A 15,353-nucleotide genomic window follows, 5' to 3' on the forward strand; every position below is an offset into this window, starting at 1 on the left:
CGGCAAACGAGGAGATTTGAATGAGACGAGACGCGCGCAGCGAGGACGAAACAAAGTGGAGTCCTCGAAATGCGAGCGGTGAAACCGCGAGCGGAACGAGCACGTCTCGGCGTAGTTCAAAATCTCCTCCTCGGCGCTTCTCGCCGAACACTGTGAGGCGTGAGCGACGCGTGAGATTTGAACGAGAGAAGTCGCACGCTCGACCACCGGGAGAGACCGTCTTCGCGTAGTTCATAATCTCCTCCTCGGCGCTTTTCTGAATCTCACTCAGTGAGCAACCGCTCTGCGTGTCGCGAACACGAATAGATTCAGAAAAGCGCCGAGGAGATTTGAATGAGAGAGAACGCATGCTCGACCAGCGAGAGATACCGTCTTCGCGTAGTTCATAATCGCCCCCTTGGCGCTTCTCGCCGGACACTGTGAGGCGTGAGCGGAAAATCGCCGGTAGCTAAGTACCAGCACTCGCAAAAACGACTGTGACAGTCGTCGTTCCCTACGATAGCAGTGAGCGCTCGAAGACGGCACTCAGACGTGCTGACGGATTTGCCGAGCATTCCGAGCCAGTAATCACCGTCGCAGTGCTTCCTAACGGAACGAGCGATACGCACGCAAGCGCGGGTGGATCGACGAGAACGAACCCTTCGAGCCCAAGCGAATCGTCGACCGGTTGAGCGAGGAAGTTACTGGACTCGACCCCGACGCAGTCTTCGAGTACGTCGTCACGAGCCGGTACGCGCAGGCCGGACAGATCGCCAGCGAGGTCCGCGATTTCGCCAAAGAGCACGATGCGCGGCTGGTCGTGCTGGGAAGTGAGAACGCGGGTCGGATCGTCTCGAACGTCTCCAGTGTCGCGTCGACGGTGACCGCCGACTCGGCCTACGACGTGTTGATCGTTCGCCAGCCCGAACAGTAGCCGTCACGAACGCATCGCGGCGAGAATCGATCGGACGCTCTCGGCGCCGTTTTCCACGAAAGCGACGGGGAACGTCCACCGCGCGTCGTCGAGCGCCTCCCGGAGCGCGCTGCCCGGATGGTCGGTAATCCCGGGACCGTGACCGACGAGAATTCGTTCGGGGTCGAGCCCAGCCAGTTCTGTCGGCGGCTGGAGCCGCCGGAATGCTTCGAGTCCGAGTCGCTCGTCACCGACGCGGAAACTCTCGACTGTGCCGAGCGAATCGGAGGCGATCAGCGTCCCGCTGGGCTCGTGATACCAGAAGACTTCTTCCCAGTTGGGGAACGGCCGGCAGGGGAGCACACGAAACTCCGCGGCTGGCGAGAAGGTGTACTGCTCGACGGGCGCGTCGATCAGCGAGTCGACACGGCTCATCCACTCGGGGACGTAGACGGGCACGTCGTGGCGGCGGGCGAACAGGCCAGCGTCGCGGGCGTGCCAGCAGGACAGCACCGCGACGCCGGCAACGTCACCGAGCGGTGCAATTCGTTCCTCGACGTTCGGCGCATCGAGCGGGTCGAGTAGCCAGACGCCGTCGGTCGTGCTGATGGCGTGACTGCTTCGCTGTCCTTTCTCTTCGGGGTGAGCGATCCAGCTGAGTCCACCCTCCCACTCGACTGTGACGCGCGCGCCATCCGATTCCCCGCGGTCGAACACGGACATGAGCGTACCGAATGACTCGGAGAAAATAGAACTACGGGAAATCCGCTGGACTCACTCGCAGATGGTCAGGAAATTCTCGAAGACAGCTTCACCCTCTTCGGTGTGAGCGACTTCGGGGTGCCACTGGACGCCGTAGAGGTCGCGGTCGGTGTTGCTCATCGCCTCGACACCACAGACATCGCTGCGTGCGGTGCGCTCGAATCTGTCGGGGACGACTTTTACTTCGTCGGCGTGGCTAGCCCACACGCGGGTTTCCGGAGCGAGCGAACCAACGAGGGGATCATTCTCGCCGGTGATGTCGACGGTCACGTCGGCATAGCCACCGTACTCGCCGCCACCAACCTCACCGCCAAGTTCGTCGGCGATGATCTGCATCCCGAGACAGATGCCGAAAACGGGAATGTCGAGGTCGAGGTACTCCGGACAGTTCCCGATACGGTCGATGGAGGGGCCCCCGGAGAGCACGAGGCCGTCGGCGTCAATTTCTTCTGGCGGGGTGTCGTTGTCGATCAGGTCGACATCGACGCCCATGTCGCGCAGTGCACGCTGTTCGAGATGCGTGAACTGGCCGTGGTTGTCGATTACGTCGATTCGTGTCATTGCTCCATCGTAGCAGACTGGCTCATTTATGTCTCGCGTTCTCTGGTCGACAAAAAATCAGGAAAGAACCATTCAGAGGCCGACGCGAGCGGTTAGCTCACAGTCGTCACACCGTAGTTCGACCGACCCGTCGTCGAACCGGGGACCACGGACGACATCGCGGGAACCGCACTCGGGGCAACTAAGCCACTCGTAGATTGATTTCGATTCGCGTTGTGGAGTGGAGGACATATCTACCGGTAAGATACAGAGCTATATCAACGACGGGGCTGATATCCAAAATCTGAAATCGGATCGGGTCTAGATAATCAAAATCCGGCGACTTGCCCGTCCTTTCGTGGCTCCGTTGCGCCCGAAAGCACGTCACCGTTCTTGCGGGTCGCTTCGGCCCCGCCGAACTGCAGCGGCGGGAGAATCCGCACGTCGTGGCCCTTCCGGGCGAGTTTCGAGGCGATCCCGTCGGCCATCCGTTCTTCCAGCGCAACCGAACCGTCGGCCCGGTACCGCCAGCGCGGTGCGTCCAGCGCGGCCTGCAGCGGCATCTCGTAATCGATCATATTGGCGAGCGTCTGGACGTGACCCTGCGGTTGCATGTACCCGCCCATCACGCCGAAGGACATCCAATCGTCCTCGCCAAAGTGTGCGAGGCCGGGAATCAGGGTGTGGAACGGTCGCTTGCCGGGTTCGAGGCTGTTCGGAACGTCGCCGTCGAGTGAGAAGGAAGCCCCGCGATTCTGAAGGGCGATACCAGTCTCACCCGCGACGACGCCGCTGCCGAAGCCAGCGAATCGGGAGTTGATATACGAGACGACGTTGCCCTCGTCGTCGGCGACGGTCAGCAGCACTGTATCGGCATCTTCGCCGGCCGAGTCCGGCGTTCCGACCTCAACGTCTGTCAGCACGTCGTCATCGGAATACTCTGCTGCGCGCTCGCGTGCGTAAGACTTCGATTGCAGCGGCGGCACATCCTCGAATTCGGGGTCGGTGATGTAGTGATGGCCGTCGGTGAACGCCAGTTTCATCGCCTCGACGAAGGCGTGGACTCGCTCGGGTGATTCGTAGGGATGCTCGCCGGCACCGATCTCCTCGGCGATATTGAGCGCTTCCAGGGCGATCTGTCCCTGATTGTTCGCGCCTAACTCGAAGATTTCGACGCCGTTGTAGGTCGTCGAGACGGGATCGAGCCACTCGACTTCGAAGTCGGAGAGGTCGTCGGTCGTCATGAATCCGCCCTTGGACTGAATCTCCTCGGCGATGGCCTCGCCAATCTCGCCCTCGTAGACGACATCTGCGCCCTCCTCGGCGATGCGTTCGAGCGATTCCCCCAGTCGCGGCAGCGTGACGTACTGGCCGGGGTCGGGTGCTTCGCCGTCGAAGAGGTATGCCTCACGCGCGTGCTCGTCAGCGAATAGCTCCTCGCCGTGCTGCCACTGCGCCGAGACAACCTCGGTGACGGGATAGCCCGCGGTAGCGTACTCGATGGCTGGCTGCAGGACATCGCCGAGTCCGAAGCGGCCGTGTTTCCGGACTGTCGCCTCCCACCCGCGGGCCGTGCCGGGGACGGTGACGGTGTGCGGGCCCTGGTCAGGCATCGTGACTCCCTCCCGTGTGCGGTCGGTCCCGTAGACTGTCTCCGCGTCTTCGTCGACGGCCGCCCGGACTTTTTCGCGGGTCGCACCCTCGGGTGCGTGGCCGCAGGCGCGCATGCCGCCGACTTCGCCGTCGGCGGTGCGGTAGCAGGCGAAGACATCGCCGCCGAGACCCGTGCTCGTCGGTTCGACGACGTTCAGCGCCGCCGCGGTGGCGACGGCGGCGTCGAAGGCGTTGCCGCCATCGCGGAGAATCTCGACGCCCGCCTCTGCAGCGAGCGGTTGGCTCGTCGCGACGACACCGTTCGGTGCGTACACTGTCGACCGGCGCGATCCGTATCGATCCAGATCGGGTTCCATACGCTCCGTTCGGCGTCGTCGTTCAAACCGTTTTGTCCGACTCCGCTAACAGATCCCCCGAGATGACCGTCACGAGTCAGGATCGTACCGCTCGGCAGCCGTCTCGAAGGACAATTCATCTTGTTGGCGGGCCTTCCGATTTTCCTGCTGGGCAATCGCCTCGGGGTCGGGGCTGGCGTCGTCGTCGATCCGCGCCCACGACTCGTGGACGTTCGCGTGACACCACCGACACAGCGAGACAGTGATTTCGTGAGAGGGGTCGCCGCTGCCCTCCCGAGAGGAGTCAGCGTACGAGAGGTGGTGTTCCTCCAGAAGGGGGCGCTCGTCGTCGTGGGCCATCCGCTGTTCGGTCAGCCCACAGCGGATGCATTCGTCGTCGGTGTTACGCGCCCGAAAGTGCGGGCAGTCCTGCCAGTCCCACGGACCAGTCAGCCCCTCTTCGTCCGTCTCGCCGGCGACGGGACACTGAAAATCATCGCTTCGCAGGTCGCTGGAAAACTGCGGATCCCGATCACCATATTCGACCGCGAACCGGCATTTTCCCTCGTCGGTCAGATGATCACAGCGCTCGACGAACCGGTAGGGATCGTCGACCCCGACCGACGTGCCCGACTCGGTCTTTTCCATATCTCCGTTTGGCAAGCGTCCCGCTTAGTACTTCTGTGGCCGGGCGGTTGCTGGCGTTGCGACGGGATTCGGAGACAGACTTTTTTCCCGACGGTGTGAGGGTGGGGTATGGCCGGTGAGTACGTCGTCCACGACCAGGAGGACACATTGGGAGACGGTGAGTCGGAGCCCCGAATACTCGCGAAAGATGTCGAGGTTGCCGATTCGGCCCTGTCCCAGATGCGTGGACTGATGTTTCGCTCGGAGATTCCCGAGGCGCTCGTCATGGAAGTCGGCGGTGGCTTTTCGCTGACCGGCGGCCCGCCGCGGCAGTTCGTCCACATGCTCTTTGTCAAACACGCACTGGACGTGATCTGGCTGGCCGACGACGAGGTGCGAAAAGTCGCCCGGATGCACCCGTGGCGCAGCGTCGGCATGGCCAAGGCAGACCGCATCCTCGAACTGCCGGCGGGGACGGCGGATGAGGTCGAAGTCGGCGATACTGTCCGGATCGTCGACGAAGAAGAAGTCGAGAATCAGCAGTGATCAGCCGAGAAGTTGACCGGGGCAGTGAGTCGAGACAGACAGAGACGGTCGGGACAAAAAGAACCGTTCTATCCCGGCGGGAACTGCAAAAGTCAGGTTTATACGGCTGCACACCGCCAGACACAACCAGGGTAACATGACCCGTGATCGATTTATTCGGGGGCCACCCCGAAACTAACTCACTCTCCGACGCTTCCGACGTACAGTTCCTCGATACGACGCTCCGGGATGGCGAACAAGCCCCTGGTATCTCGCTCACCCCGGACGAGAAAGCACGTATCGCTCGCAAACTCGACGATGCGGCTATCGATGTAATAGAGGCCGGCAGCGCCTGCACAGGGGCGGGCGAACGCGAGACGATCCAGCGCGTCACCGATCTGGATCTGTCGGCGACAGTGACAAGTTTCTGTCGCGGCATCCAGAACGACATCGATCTGGCGATGGACTGTGGCGTCGACGGGATCAACCTCGTCGTGCCGGCCAGCGACAAGCACGTCGAAGAGAAAGTCGGGACGACGCCCGAAGAGAACGTCGCGAACACGGCCAAACTCGTCGAGTACGCGAAAGACCACGACCTCTGGGTGGAGGTCATCGGCGAGGACGGCTCTCGGGCTGACCTCGACTATCTCGAAGAGTTGATGGCCGCGGCGTTAGACGCCGGCGCGGATCGGGTCTGCTACGCCGACACCGTCGGCCACGCGACCCCAGATCGCACGCTGGAGGTCGTCTCCACGCTTGCCGACCTAGGACCGACGAGCACCCACACCCACGATGATCTGGGGCTGGCGGTCACCAACGCCTTGGTCTCGATCGCCGCGGGTGCGGATCTCGTCCACGGCACCATCAACGGCATCGGCGAGCGGGCGGGCAACGTCGCCTTAGAAGAGGTCGCCATCGCGCTCGATCACGGCTACGGCGTCGAGACGATGAACCTCGAAGCGGTCCACGAACTCGCCCAACTGGTCGCCAACAAGACGGGCATTCCGCTGGCCCCGAACAAGGCGGTCGTCGGGCAGAATGCCTTCACCCACGAATCGGGCATTCACACCGACGGCACGCTCAAAGACGACGCTATGTACGAGCCGTACCCACCCGAGAAGGTGGGCCGAAAACGGCGGCTCGCACTCGGCAAACACGCCGGCCGGGCGGGCGTCGAGGCGGCACTGGCGGAACACGACATGGAGGTCAGCGACGATCAACTCTCGGAGATCGTCTCCCGAGTCAAGGAGATCGGCGACCGCGGCAAACGCGTCACCGACGCCGACCTCCTCCGGATCGCCGAGGAGATCAGCGGCAGCGACCGCGAACAGCGCGTCGAACTGCTCGATCTGACGGCGGTCAGCGGTGTCAGCCCGCCGACGGCGAGCATCCGGCTCGAAGTCGAGGGCGAGACGCGAGAGAACGCCGCGACCGGATCCGGACCGGTCGACGCCGCGATGAACGCGGCCGTCGAGGCCCTCTCGCACGAGATCGACGCCGCGCTAGAATCGTATCACGTCGATGCGATCACCGGCGGCACCGACGCCATCGTCACCGTCGAGGTGGAGATGTCCCGCGGCGACGACACCGTCGCAGTCTCGAAAAGCGACTCCGACATCACGCGGGCCTCGGTGACCGCGATGGTCGAAGCGATGGACCGACTCATCGAACGCGACGACGACCGGGTCATCGCCGACGACTGAAACGGTCGACTCTCTCTTTTGACCGTTTTCGCGACTCGACGAGTACTGGAGAGTCCGCGCGAACGCGAGCTATCCGGCAAAATATACCTCTTTCGCCGAGCGGAATTGCGGATTCTGTCGGTCAATCGATACCGTGCCGGCATGCGGTTTGCCGAGATCTCACCAAAAGCACCGGTCATATAACGGGTATAAAAACTGTCAAGAACGGCGGCCAGTACCTGCCTCGGTTTCGGATCCGGGGCCGAATTTACCCGATAGCGAGGGTGAAAGTAGGGAGAGTGAGTAGGATCTGCTAATGTGTAGAATGAGATATGCAGGCCGAGTCGATCTCGACCGGCCGGTGAGAGCGGATGACTGATCTCTCAGTCGTGACGCCGGCGTGGCTCGACGAACGTGAGGAGGTCACGGTCGTCGACGTTCGGGACGAGAACAGTTACGAGTCGGTCGGACACATTCCGGGCGCAGTGAACATCCCCTACGAGGCGATCCGGAACCCCGCCGGCGGGACCGCAGGCCATCTCCCGACGCCCGCGGAGTTCGCGGGATTGTGTGCCGAGGTCGAAGTCGACGAAGAGACGCCGCTGGTCGCCTACGACGAGGGACCGGGAGTCTACGCCGCCCGACTGTTGCTGACCGCGGCGGCCTTCGGCCACGAGGGCGACCTCTACTTACTCGACGGCGGCTACGACGACTGGAGTGATAGCTACGAGACGGAAACTGGTCCAGTGGAAGTGGACGGCAGCGCAGACTACGACGCCGACGAACCCGGCTCGCCGGTCGTCGGCCGCGAGCGCGTCGAGGCCGCAGTCGAGGACGACGAGTCAGTTCTCGTCGATACGCGCTCGGCAGCGGAGTACGACTCCGCGCACATCCCCGGCGCGGTCCAACTCGGCTGGGAAGACCTCGTTTCCGACGGCTCGCTCAAAGACCGCGAGGAGATTGAACGAATCCTCGCCGACCGCGGCCTCGATTCCGACCGCGAAATCGTGCTGTACTGTAACACAGCCCGTCGGCTGAGCCACACCTACGCCGTCCTCTCGGAACTCGGCTACGAGCAGGTCTCTGCCTACGAGGGAAGTCTGACGGACTGGATCCGCGAGGAGTCCGACGACTGGAGTCCGGACGGACTCGAACGGCAGGTCCGGGAGTACGCCGACGAGGGCTTCGAGGCGTTGATCGACGCCCACGGCGAGGGGATCATCGACCGGCTGAAACTGGTCGGACTGTACCACCAGAAACACCGTGGCTACTTCATGCTGCGGACGAAGGTGCCCGGCGGCGATCTGAACGCCGAACAGGCCCGCGTCATCGGCGAAGTTGCCGACGAGTTCGCCTGCGCCCCCGAGGAACACGGCGGCAGCGAGCAAAGCGCCGAGTTCGGCGACGCCTATCTCGACATCACCACTCGGCAAGATATCCAGATGCACTGGATCGAACTCGGCGACATACCGGAGATCTGGGATCGCTACGAAGCGGTCGGATTGACGACGATGCAGGCCTGTGGAAACTCGGTCCGAAACGTCGTGGCCTGCCCGGTCGCCGGCCTCGATCCAGCCGAGGAGACCGACGCCCGAGCCATCGCCGACGAGATTACCGAACGCTTCCTCGGTGACGAGCACTACGCGAACCTGCCCCGGAAACTCAAGGTTTCGGTGACGGGCTGTCACGAGAACTGTGCCCGCGCGGAACTCAACGATCTCGGTCTGCTGCCGGCCCGAAAAGACGGCCGCTTCGGCTTCAACGTCAAGATCGGCGGCGGCCTCTCCGACGGCCCGCGGATGGCCCGCGAACTGGATCTGTTCGTCGACCCCGACGACGTGGTCGAACTCGTCGAAGCGACGGCGGACTTCTTCATCGAGCGCGGCAGCTATCTCGACACCGCGGTCAACCGCCTGCGCTTCCTCGTCGCCGAGTTCGGCGTCGAGGCCGTCCGCGACGACCTCGAAGAGCGAGTCGGCTTCGAGTTCGAGTCCGCCGGGGAGTCACTCACCGAGCAGTACCGCGGCGACCACGTCGGCGTCCACGAGCAGGACGACGGCTGCCGCTACGTCGGGTTGAACGTCCCAGTCGGTCGGATGGGCGGCGACGAGTTCGTCGAACTTGCCGATCTCGCCGACGAATACGGCAGCGGCGAGGTGCGACTCAGCATGAACCAGAACGCCATCGTCCCCGGAATCGACGCCAAGGATGTCGACGCGTTCCGCTCAGAGGAAGTCATCCAGCGGTACAGCCCCGATCCCGGACCGTTCACCCACGGCGTCATCGCCTGCACAGGCAAGGAGTACTGCACCTACGGGATCATCAACACGAAGGATCGAGCGATCCGCTGGGCGCGCGAACTCGACGAGTGGTTCGAGAGCGACTACGACGGGCCGGCCGACCCCGATGTGGTGCGGGTCCATCTCTCTGGCTGTTCGGCCTCCTGTGCCCAGCCACAGATCGCAGATGTCGGACTGCGCGGCGAAGACCAGCGGACCATCGAGGGCAGCGAACCAGCGGTCGATATCGGCCTTGGCGGCGATCTCGGCCGCGGGCAGTTCGTCGACTGGATCGCTGGCAGCCACCCCACGGAGGATCTTCCCGAGGTGGTGCGGCGCGTACTCGATACGTACGCCGCCGACAGCGACGGTGAACCGTTCAGCGTCTGGGTCGAGGAGACACCTCGCGAGCAGCTATTCAATCTCGTGACCCGGGAGACAACTGCAGGCGGACACCCAACGGAGGCTGATGACTGATGTCCAAACGAGACACACAAACTGAGTACCTGCCCCGTTCCCCGGGCGTCGGCGAGGATCCCCGGGACAACAAAGACACGAACACGCCACCCGGAAAGATCTGGTTCCGGGATCTGGACGAGGCCGTCATCGAGGCCGACCGCTGTATCCAGTGTGGCAGCTGTGCGGCGGCCTGTCCCTCTGACTCCATCGGAATCGACGAGATCGACGGCAAACCCACCCTGGTGAAGATGTGTACCGGCTGTTCGCGCTGTTGGGACTTCTGTCCGCGCAGCGGCCTCCGGTACGAGCGGGTCATCGAGGAGACCGAAGCGAATCGTGAGGGGTCGACCAGCGCTTACGCCGTCCGCTCTGAGGACAGTGCGGCCGGCGAGGCCGGACAGGATGGTGGCGCGGTGACGGCACTACTGGCGGGCCTGCTCGAAGCCGGCGAAATCGACGGTGCCGTCGTCGCCCACGAGAGTGAGGACGAACCCCTGCGCGGCGAGGCGACGCTTGCGACCAGCCGCGAAGAACTACTGGAAAACGCCGGTTCGATCTTCAACCAGACGATGCAACTCGGCGAGATCGACCGGGTCGTGAGCGAGTCCGATCTCGACGATCCGGATCTCGCCCTCGTGGGCACACCGTGTGTGATCCAGGGAGCGAAGGCGTTGCAGTCGTTCGGACGGCCGGGCGAGCGCGCAGAGATTGCGCTAACGGTTGCGCTGTTCTGCACCCGGAGCTTCGAGTACGACCGCCTGACCTCGCTTTTGGTCGAACACGGCGTCGATCCGGAAGCGGTGGATCACCTCGACGTGACCGACGGGAAACTGTTCGCCTACGGCGAGGAAGAGACGCTGCTGGAGACCGACGTGGAGGCCTTCGACGCGGCGGGGCTGCCCGGCTGTGACGAGTGTGCGGACTTCACCGGCCGCGCCGCGGATATCTCCGCCGGCAACGTCGCCAGCCCGGACGACGCGACGACGTTCGTCGTTCGCGGCGAACGCGGGGCGAGCGCGCTCGATGCTGCGTCGGCCGAACTTGCTGTCGAGGAACTCGGCGACGACACCGCGCTGCGGAAACTCGCCGGCTGGAACAAGCGCAAAGCCGAGGAGTCGCTACCCCGCGAACTCGACAGCGAGGGCGATCTGAACATCGGCTACGAGGAACACCGCACGAACTACGACGGGACCGACCGAGAACCGGAGCCGCACAACCCGGCCCGGGCCTACCAGTACGAACGGTGGTGCTAAGCCAAGCGTCTGACAACTGACTGACGACAATTTTTGTGTCCTGATCCTGTATCGAAAGGTCGGGAATGTATGTCTGATCCTCCGCAGCAGACGAGTCGCCACGACTTCGGTGAGGAGCAACTCCTGCGGTTGGTGCCAGAACACGAACTCGACCGTCTCCGAGCCAGACAAGAACATCTCACCGAGACGGTCGAAAGTCTCGAAGCCGAAAACCGGATGCTCAGAGTCGAGATCGCGGCCCTCGAACGGAAACTCGAACAGAAAGACAGCCAGCGCCAGCAGGTCGTCGACAACTACGAGCGTATCCTCGCAAAAAAGGACGGCGGCCGGGAAACCGACACCGTCGAGGCGGAGTCGGGTCGGACCTGGCTGATCGGCGTGCTGTTCGGCCGGTCCGACAGCGAGTGATTGCGAGCGGGCCGGCAGTGGGTTTTTGTCACTGAGTACCATACATGTTAGCTGCCCTCCATGACAGATTCATCGGATCCCCCAGCAGAGAGTCCCGGCCAATCTCGCGAGTGCCGAGCTGTCGGCATCGGTCCCAACCACCGAAGTGGGTCCGTCGGCCAACGTGTTCACATTGCCGCACTGCAGGCCCAATTGGACAGCGTTGCGGCCGAACGCGACCGTCTCGAACGTCGGACCGAGCGCCTCGAAGCAGAACGCGAACAGCTCGAAGCCGAGGTCAGGACGCTCGAGTCACGAGTGGCTGAACTCGAAGGTCGGTGTGCGGTGCTCGAACGCGCTATCGAGTACAAGGACAGCCAGCGCCAGCAGATCATCGACAACTACGAGCGCCGACTCGCCGAGCGCGAAGCGGCGGCCGACAGCAGTCTACCCGCTGGCAGAGAGCCGCTGATCCGTGTCGGCAACGCGGTAGTAAGTGCGGTTCAGCGCGGTGGCCGTCAGATCCGGGAGACACTCGGTCGACTCGGATCCGTGCCGGGCCGCTGAGCGAGAGCGGCCGTGCCGTCACGGCGACACCTCTAATTACCGGTCGGCCGTAGCCGGGGGTATGACCGAGTCAGAGCAGGCCGAAGCCGGCACTGCAGAAGGGCAAGGCCCCGTCGAAATCGACGAGGAGATGGCCCGACACCTCGAGAACAAGCGCGAAGAGCTGTTCGAGAAGTTCGAGATGCCCTACGAGTTTCCGCCTGCGGTGATCGAAGAGGCCGAAGCCCGGACCGAGGACGTACAGGAAGAGATCCAAGACGAGATCGGCGAGCGGGAGGATCTGCGAGATCTGACGACGTGGACGACCGACCCTATCGACGCACAGGACTTCGACGACGCTATTTCCGTCGAGGAGCGCGACGATGAGTTCGTCCTCTGGGTTCACATCGCCGACGTGACCCACTACGTCACCCCCGACACCGAGATGTGGGATGAGGCCCGCCGCCGGGCGAACACCATCTATCTCCCCGCTCACACGGTCCACATGCTCCCGCCGGTGCTGGCCGAGACGGTCTGTTCGCTGGTCGCCCACGAGGACCGACTCGCACACACTGTCGAGATGCACCTCGACAAGGAGACGCTGGGCTACGAGAATATCGAGATTTACAAGTCCGTCATTCGGAGTAACGCGCGACTGACCTACACCCAGTGTGAGGATATCCTCGACGACCCCGACGCCGCCGACGAGTTCCTCGACGACACCGAGGTCGACCTGGCGGAGAAGACCGAACTGGTCTGGAATCTCGCCGACCGGATGCACGAACAGCGCAAGGAGGACGGCTCGCTCGTCCTGAATCCTCGCCGCGACCGGGCACACACAATCATCGAGGAGTGCATGCTCAAGGCGAACAAGGCGGTCACGCACGAACTGATGTGGGACCGCGGCGTCGAAGCCATGTACCGGGTCCATCCCCAGCCCAGCCCCGACGAGTGGAACGACGCGCTCCGGGAGATTCAGGAACTCGACGGCGTGAGCGTGCCAGGGGAGGCGTGGGACGACCCACGGAAGGCAGTCAACGCCACCCTGGAAGAGGCACCCCAGCGCCAACTCGACAAGATCCAGTGGGCGGTGATGAAGGTGATGCCGCGGGCGAAGTACATGAACGATCCCTTCGGCGGCCACCACGCGTTGAACTTCGAGATATACGGTCACTTCACCTCGCCGATCCGCCGTCTATCTGATCTGATCAACCACTGGATCGTCCACTCGAACGACGTGCCCGAGGATCTGCTCCAGCTCTGTGATCACGCCTCCGACCGGCAGAAAGACGCCGAACAGTGCGAACGCGAGTACAAGAAGTTCCTCGAAGAAGTCGGCCTGGATCCGGCGGCAGTCAACAACCGCGGGCTCGAAGTGATCGACGAGGAGTAGCCGAGTCGATTGCTCGTCACGAACAGCGCGAAGTGACGGTGTTATCGACGAGGAGTTGCCAGATCTAAGCGACCACAGTTATCAGTTCTGATTACGGTAGGGTGTGTATTTTTTATCATTCGGGTTAGATTGGAACATACTGCGCAGACGGCTGCAAAACGTGGGTACGGGGGAAGGTGACCGACAGGAGTGACCGAGGATATGGAATTACAGTATACGCCGTATACGATTCCGCTGATCGCGGCGCTGGTGCTCGCAGTGGCAGGAACCGTGATCACGTGGTATCAGCGGGATAGCGCGGTCGAAACGTGGAGCGTTGGCTTACAGCTATCCGTCCTGCTCTGGATCCTATTCAATCTCCTGATGATTTCGACGACCTCCAGGCGCTGGATCCTGCTGTGGTACCGGCTGTTTTTTCCCTGTATCGGGCTGGTCATCGTTGCGATGATGGGGTTTACATTCCAGTTCACCGGCCGGGGCGAACAGTTGACACGTCGTCGGCTCGGATTGCTGTTTGCGTTTCCGGCCGGGATTTTGCTCGTGAGTCTCACCAATCCGATTCACGAACTCCTCCTCGTGGACCCGACGATAGATACCAGCGGCTCCTTTGCAGTACTCGATGTCGGGTTCGGTCCCGCAGTCTACGTGATACTCCTCCTCGCCCACGGACTGATTGCGGTATACGTTTCACTGCTGGTGTTGCAGGTGTTGCGCTCGCGTAACGTCTATCGGAAACTCAGTTTCGTCTTGCTGGCGATGGTGCTCGTGATGACGGCGGCGACGATCCCGAAAGTGATGGGAGTCAGCCCGTTCCCGTACTGGATTTTCTTCGCGATGGCCTACCTCGTCGTCGGGCTGGGAACACTCGTGACGACGACAAGTATCACCGCTGCCCGGATGGTTCCGGTCGATCGTATCCTCGCGGCGATCAGTTCACGCACCGGCGACGTGGTGCCGCTGGCGCGAAACGTTATCGTACAGGAGGTCGACAACGGGATTCTCGTCCTCGATACTGACGGCCGCGTCGTCGACATTAACCGAACGGCGAAGACGATGCTCGGGATCGAACGGCCGGTCGGGAGGCTGCTCAGTGAGATTACCGACGAAGATCTAGCTCGCGGCGGCGAGGAACTCAGCCCGATCCTGTGGGGGGATGCACCACTCAGGGAGGTCCGCGATCAAATCTGGGTCCAGACCGGACGCGGCGAGCGCTGTTACGACGTACGAATCACCGAACTGACCGACGGGAGCGGAGCGCCTGCGGGCTTTGTCGTCCTGCTGCACGATATCACCGAACAGAAAGAGAGCGAACAGCAACTCGAACGACAGCGCAACGAGCTACGGACCCAGAAACAACAACTCGAACACCAGAACGAACGCCTCGACCAGTTCGCCAGCATCGTCTCGCACGACCTTCGCAACCCACTCAACGTGGCACAGGGCAACGTCGAACTTCCGTACTCGCGGGCCGACGACAACGCCGAGACAGTCGATGTCGACCTCGACCGCCTCGAAACGATCCACTCGGCACACGAGCGAATGGAAGACATCATCAACGACGCGCTCGCGCTGGCCCGCGAGGGCAAAGCGATCACCGAGACCGAATCAGTAACGCTGAATGCAGTCGCCGAGGAGGCCTGGAGCAACGTCGAGACGGGAGCGGCGACGCTCGAACTGAACGCCGATGGCACCCTCGAAGCCGACCGGGATCGGCTGTTGACCGTCTTCGAGAACCTCATCCGCAATGCAGTCGAGCACGGGACCCAGGAAGGTGAACCGCTCACGCTTCGGGTCGGGCTCCTCGACGACAGCCGCGGCTTCTACATCGAGGACGACGGGATCGGCATCCCGGCCGAGGAACACGACGAGGTTTTCGAGCACGGCCACACCACCAGCGCCGACGGGACCGGACTCGGGCTCTCGATCGTTCGGGACATCATCCGGGGACACGGCTGGACGATAACGGCCAGCGATAGCGACGATGGCGCGCGGTTCGAGGTGGCCGAAGTCTCAGTTCACCCGACGGATACACCAGAGACGACGGGCAGCGAGGACTGAC

The 15,353-nt window shown here is 62.8% G+C and carries 14 protein-coding genes; 9 read left to right on the top strand and 5 right to left on the bottom strand.

Annotated elements, in window-relative coordinates; translation table 11 throughout:
• The first annotated feature begins 667 nt into the window (after positions 1–667).
• Entirely contained in the window at positions 668–913 is a 246-nt protein-coding gene (locus tag V8P86_RS16280) for a universal stress protein (protein WP_336328345.1), read from the top strand.
• 3 nt (positions 914–916) lie between these two features.
• Here V8P86_RS16280 and V8P86_RS16285 read toward each other — a convergent pair whose 3' ends face one another.
• The 5 genes from V8P86_RS16285 to V8P86_RS16305 all read right to left on the bottom strand — a co-directional run bounded on the left by V8P86_RS16285 (position 917) and on the right by V8P86_RS16305 (position 4,791).
• Positions 917–1,615, bottom strand: coding sequence for an MBL fold metallo-hydrolase (locus V8P86_RS16285; RefSeq protein WP_336328346.1), 699 nt, complete (start codon positions 1,613–1,615; stop codon positions 917–919).
• A 51-nt stretch (positions 1,616–1,666) separates the two neighbouring features.
• Positions 1,667–2,215, bottom strand: a complete 549-nt coding sequence (locus V8P86_RS16290; protein WP_336328347.1) for a GMP synthase subunit A — start codon at positions 2,213–2,215, stop codon at positions 1,667–1,669.
• 72 nt (positions 2,216–2,287) lie between these two features.
• Positions 2,288–2,446, bottom strand: coding sequence for a hypothetical protein (locus tag V8P86_RS16295; protein WP_336328348.1), 159 nt, complete (start codon positions 2,444–2,446; stop codon positions 2,288–2,290).
• A gap of 77 nt (positions 2,447–2,523) precedes the next feature.
• The gene (locus V8P86_RS16300; protein ID WP_336328349.1) at positions 2,524–4,164 is read right to left on the bottom strand and encodes a gamma-glutamyltransferase family protein; all 1,641 of its coding nucleotides are present in this window, start codon (positions 4,162–4,164) and stop codon (positions 2,524–2,526) included.
• A gap of 69 nt (positions 4,165–4,233) precedes the next feature.
• Positions 4,234–4,791, bottom strand: coding sequence for a DUF7097 family protein (locus V8P86_RS16305; RefSeq protein ID WP_336328350.1), 558 nt, complete (start codon positions 4,789–4,791; stop codon positions 4,234–4,236).
• Positions 4,792–4,899: 108 nt separating this feature from the next.
• Here V8P86_RS16305 and V8P86_RS16310 point away from each other — a divergent pair, with 108 nt between their 5' ends.
• The 8 genes from V8P86_RS16310 (at position 4,900) to V8P86_RS16345 (ending at position 15,352) form a co-directional block, all read left to right on the top strand.
• Positions 4,900–5,316 (top strand): DUF192 domain-containing protein, encoded by a 417-nt coding sequence (locus V8P86_RS16310; RefSeq protein ID WP_336328351.1) that lies wholly within the window; start codon positions 4,900–4,902, stop codon positions 5,314–5,316.
• A gap of 143 nt (positions 5,317–5,459) precedes the next feature.
• Positions 5,460–6,998 (top strand): (R)-citramalate synthase, encoded by a 1,539-nt coding sequence (locus V8P86_RS16315; RefSeq protein WP_336328352.1) that lies wholly within the window; start codon positions 5,460–5,462, stop codon positions 6,996–6,998.
• A 350-nt stretch (positions 6,999–7,348) separates the two neighbouring features.
• A complete protein-coding gene (locus tag V8P86_RS16320) occupies positions 7,349–9,733 on the top strand; it encodes a rhodanese-like domain-containing protein (protein WP_336328353.1) in 2,385 nt (794 codons plus the stop codon).
• Complete coding sequence (locus V8P86_RS16325; RefSeq protein ID WP_336328354.1) at positions 9,733–10,968, top strand: Coenzyme F420 hydrogenase/dehydrogenase, beta subunit C-terminal domain; 1,236 nt, start codon at positions 9,733–9,735, stop codon at positions 10,966–10,968. Before V8P86_RS16320 ends, V8P86_RS16325 begins: the two co-directional genes overlap by 1 nt.
• Before the next feature lie 69 nt (positions 10,969–11,037).
• Entirely contained in the window at positions 11,038–11,376 is a 339-nt protein-coding gene (locus V8P86_RS16330) for a hypothetical protein (protein ID WP_336328355.1), read from the top strand.
• 60 nt (positions 11,377–11,436) lie between these two features.
• The gene (locus V8P86_RS16335; RefSeq protein WP_336328356.1) at positions 11,437–11,922 is read left to right on the top strand and encodes a hypothetical protein; all 486 of its coding nucleotides are present in this window, start codon (positions 11,437–11,439) and stop codon (positions 11,920–11,922) included.
• Between the two features lie 61 nt (positions 11,923–11,983).
• Positions 11,984–13,294, top strand: coding sequence for an RNB domain-containing ribonuclease (locus tag V8P86_RS16340; protein WP_336328357.1), 1,311 nt, complete (start codon positions 11,984–11,986; stop codon positions 13,292–13,294).
• Between the two features lie 201 nt (positions 13,295–13,495).
• Positions 13,496–15,352 carry a histidine kinase N-terminal 7TM domain-containing protein gene (locus V8P86_RS16345; RefSeq protein WP_336328358.1) on the top strand — a complete coding sequence of 619 codons (1,857 nt, stop codon included), beginning with the start codon at positions 13,496–13,498 and terminating at the stop codon, positions 15,350–15,352.
• The last annotated feature ends 1 nt before the right edge of the window (position 15,353 follow it).

Origin of the sequence: Halovenus anhuiensis, from assembly GCF_037080055.1 — an archaeon.
In the GTDB taxonomy this organism is placed as follows: Archaea; Halobacteriota; Halobacteria; order Halobacteriales; family Haloarculaceae; genus Halovenus.

Bases quoted from the DNA above. Each gene is read 5' to 3' on its own strand.
- V8P86_RS16310 (WP_336328351.1), top strand. From the start codon at position 4,900: ATGGCCGGTGAGTACGTCGTCCACGACCAGGAGGACACATTGGGAGAC.
- V8P86_RS16300 (WP_336328349.1), bottom strand. From the start codon at position 4,164: ATGGAACCCGATCTGGATCGATACGGATCGCGCCGGTCGACAGTGTAC.
- V8P86_RS16335 (WP_336328356.1), top strand. From the start codon at position 11,437: ATGACAGATTCATCGGATCCCCCAGCAGAGAGTCCCGGCCAATCTCGC.
- V8P86_RS16325 (WP_336328354.1), top strand. From the start codon at position 9,733: ATGTCCAAACGAGACACACAAACTGAGTACCTGCCCCGTTCCCCGGGC.
- V8P86_RS16345 (WP_336328358.1), top strand. From the start codon at position 13,496: ATGGAATTACAGTATACGCCGTATACGATTCCGCTGATCGCGGCGCTG.
- V8P86_RS16285 (WP_336328346.1), bottom strand. From the start codon at position 1,615: ATGTCCGTGTTCGACCGCGGGGAATCGGATGGCGCGCGCGTCACAGTC.
- V8P86_RS16340 (WP_336328357.1), top strand. From the start codon at position 11,984: ATGACCGAGTCAGAGCAGGCCGAAGCCGGCACTGCAGAAGGGCAAGGC.
- V8P86_RS16320 (WP_336328353.1), top strand. From the start codon at position 7,349: ATGACTGATCTCTCAGTCGTGACGCCGGCGTGGCTCGACGAACGTGAG.
- V8P86_RS16305 (WP_336328350.1), bottom strand. From the start codon at position 4,791: ATGGAAAAGACCGAGTCGGGCACGTCGGTCGGGGTCGACGATCCCTAC.
- V8P86_RS16330 (WP_336328355.1), top strand. From the start codon at position 11,038: ATGTCTGATCCTCCGCAGCAGACGAGTCGCCACGACTTCGGTGAGGAG.
- V8P86_RS16295 (WP_336328348.1), bottom strand. From the start codon at position 2,446: ATGTCCTCCACTCCACAACGCGAATCGAAATCAATCTACGAGTGGCTT.
- V8P86_RS16290 (WP_336328347.1), bottom strand. From the start codon at position 2,215: ATGACACGAATCGACGTAATCGACAACCACGGCCAGTTCACGCATCTC.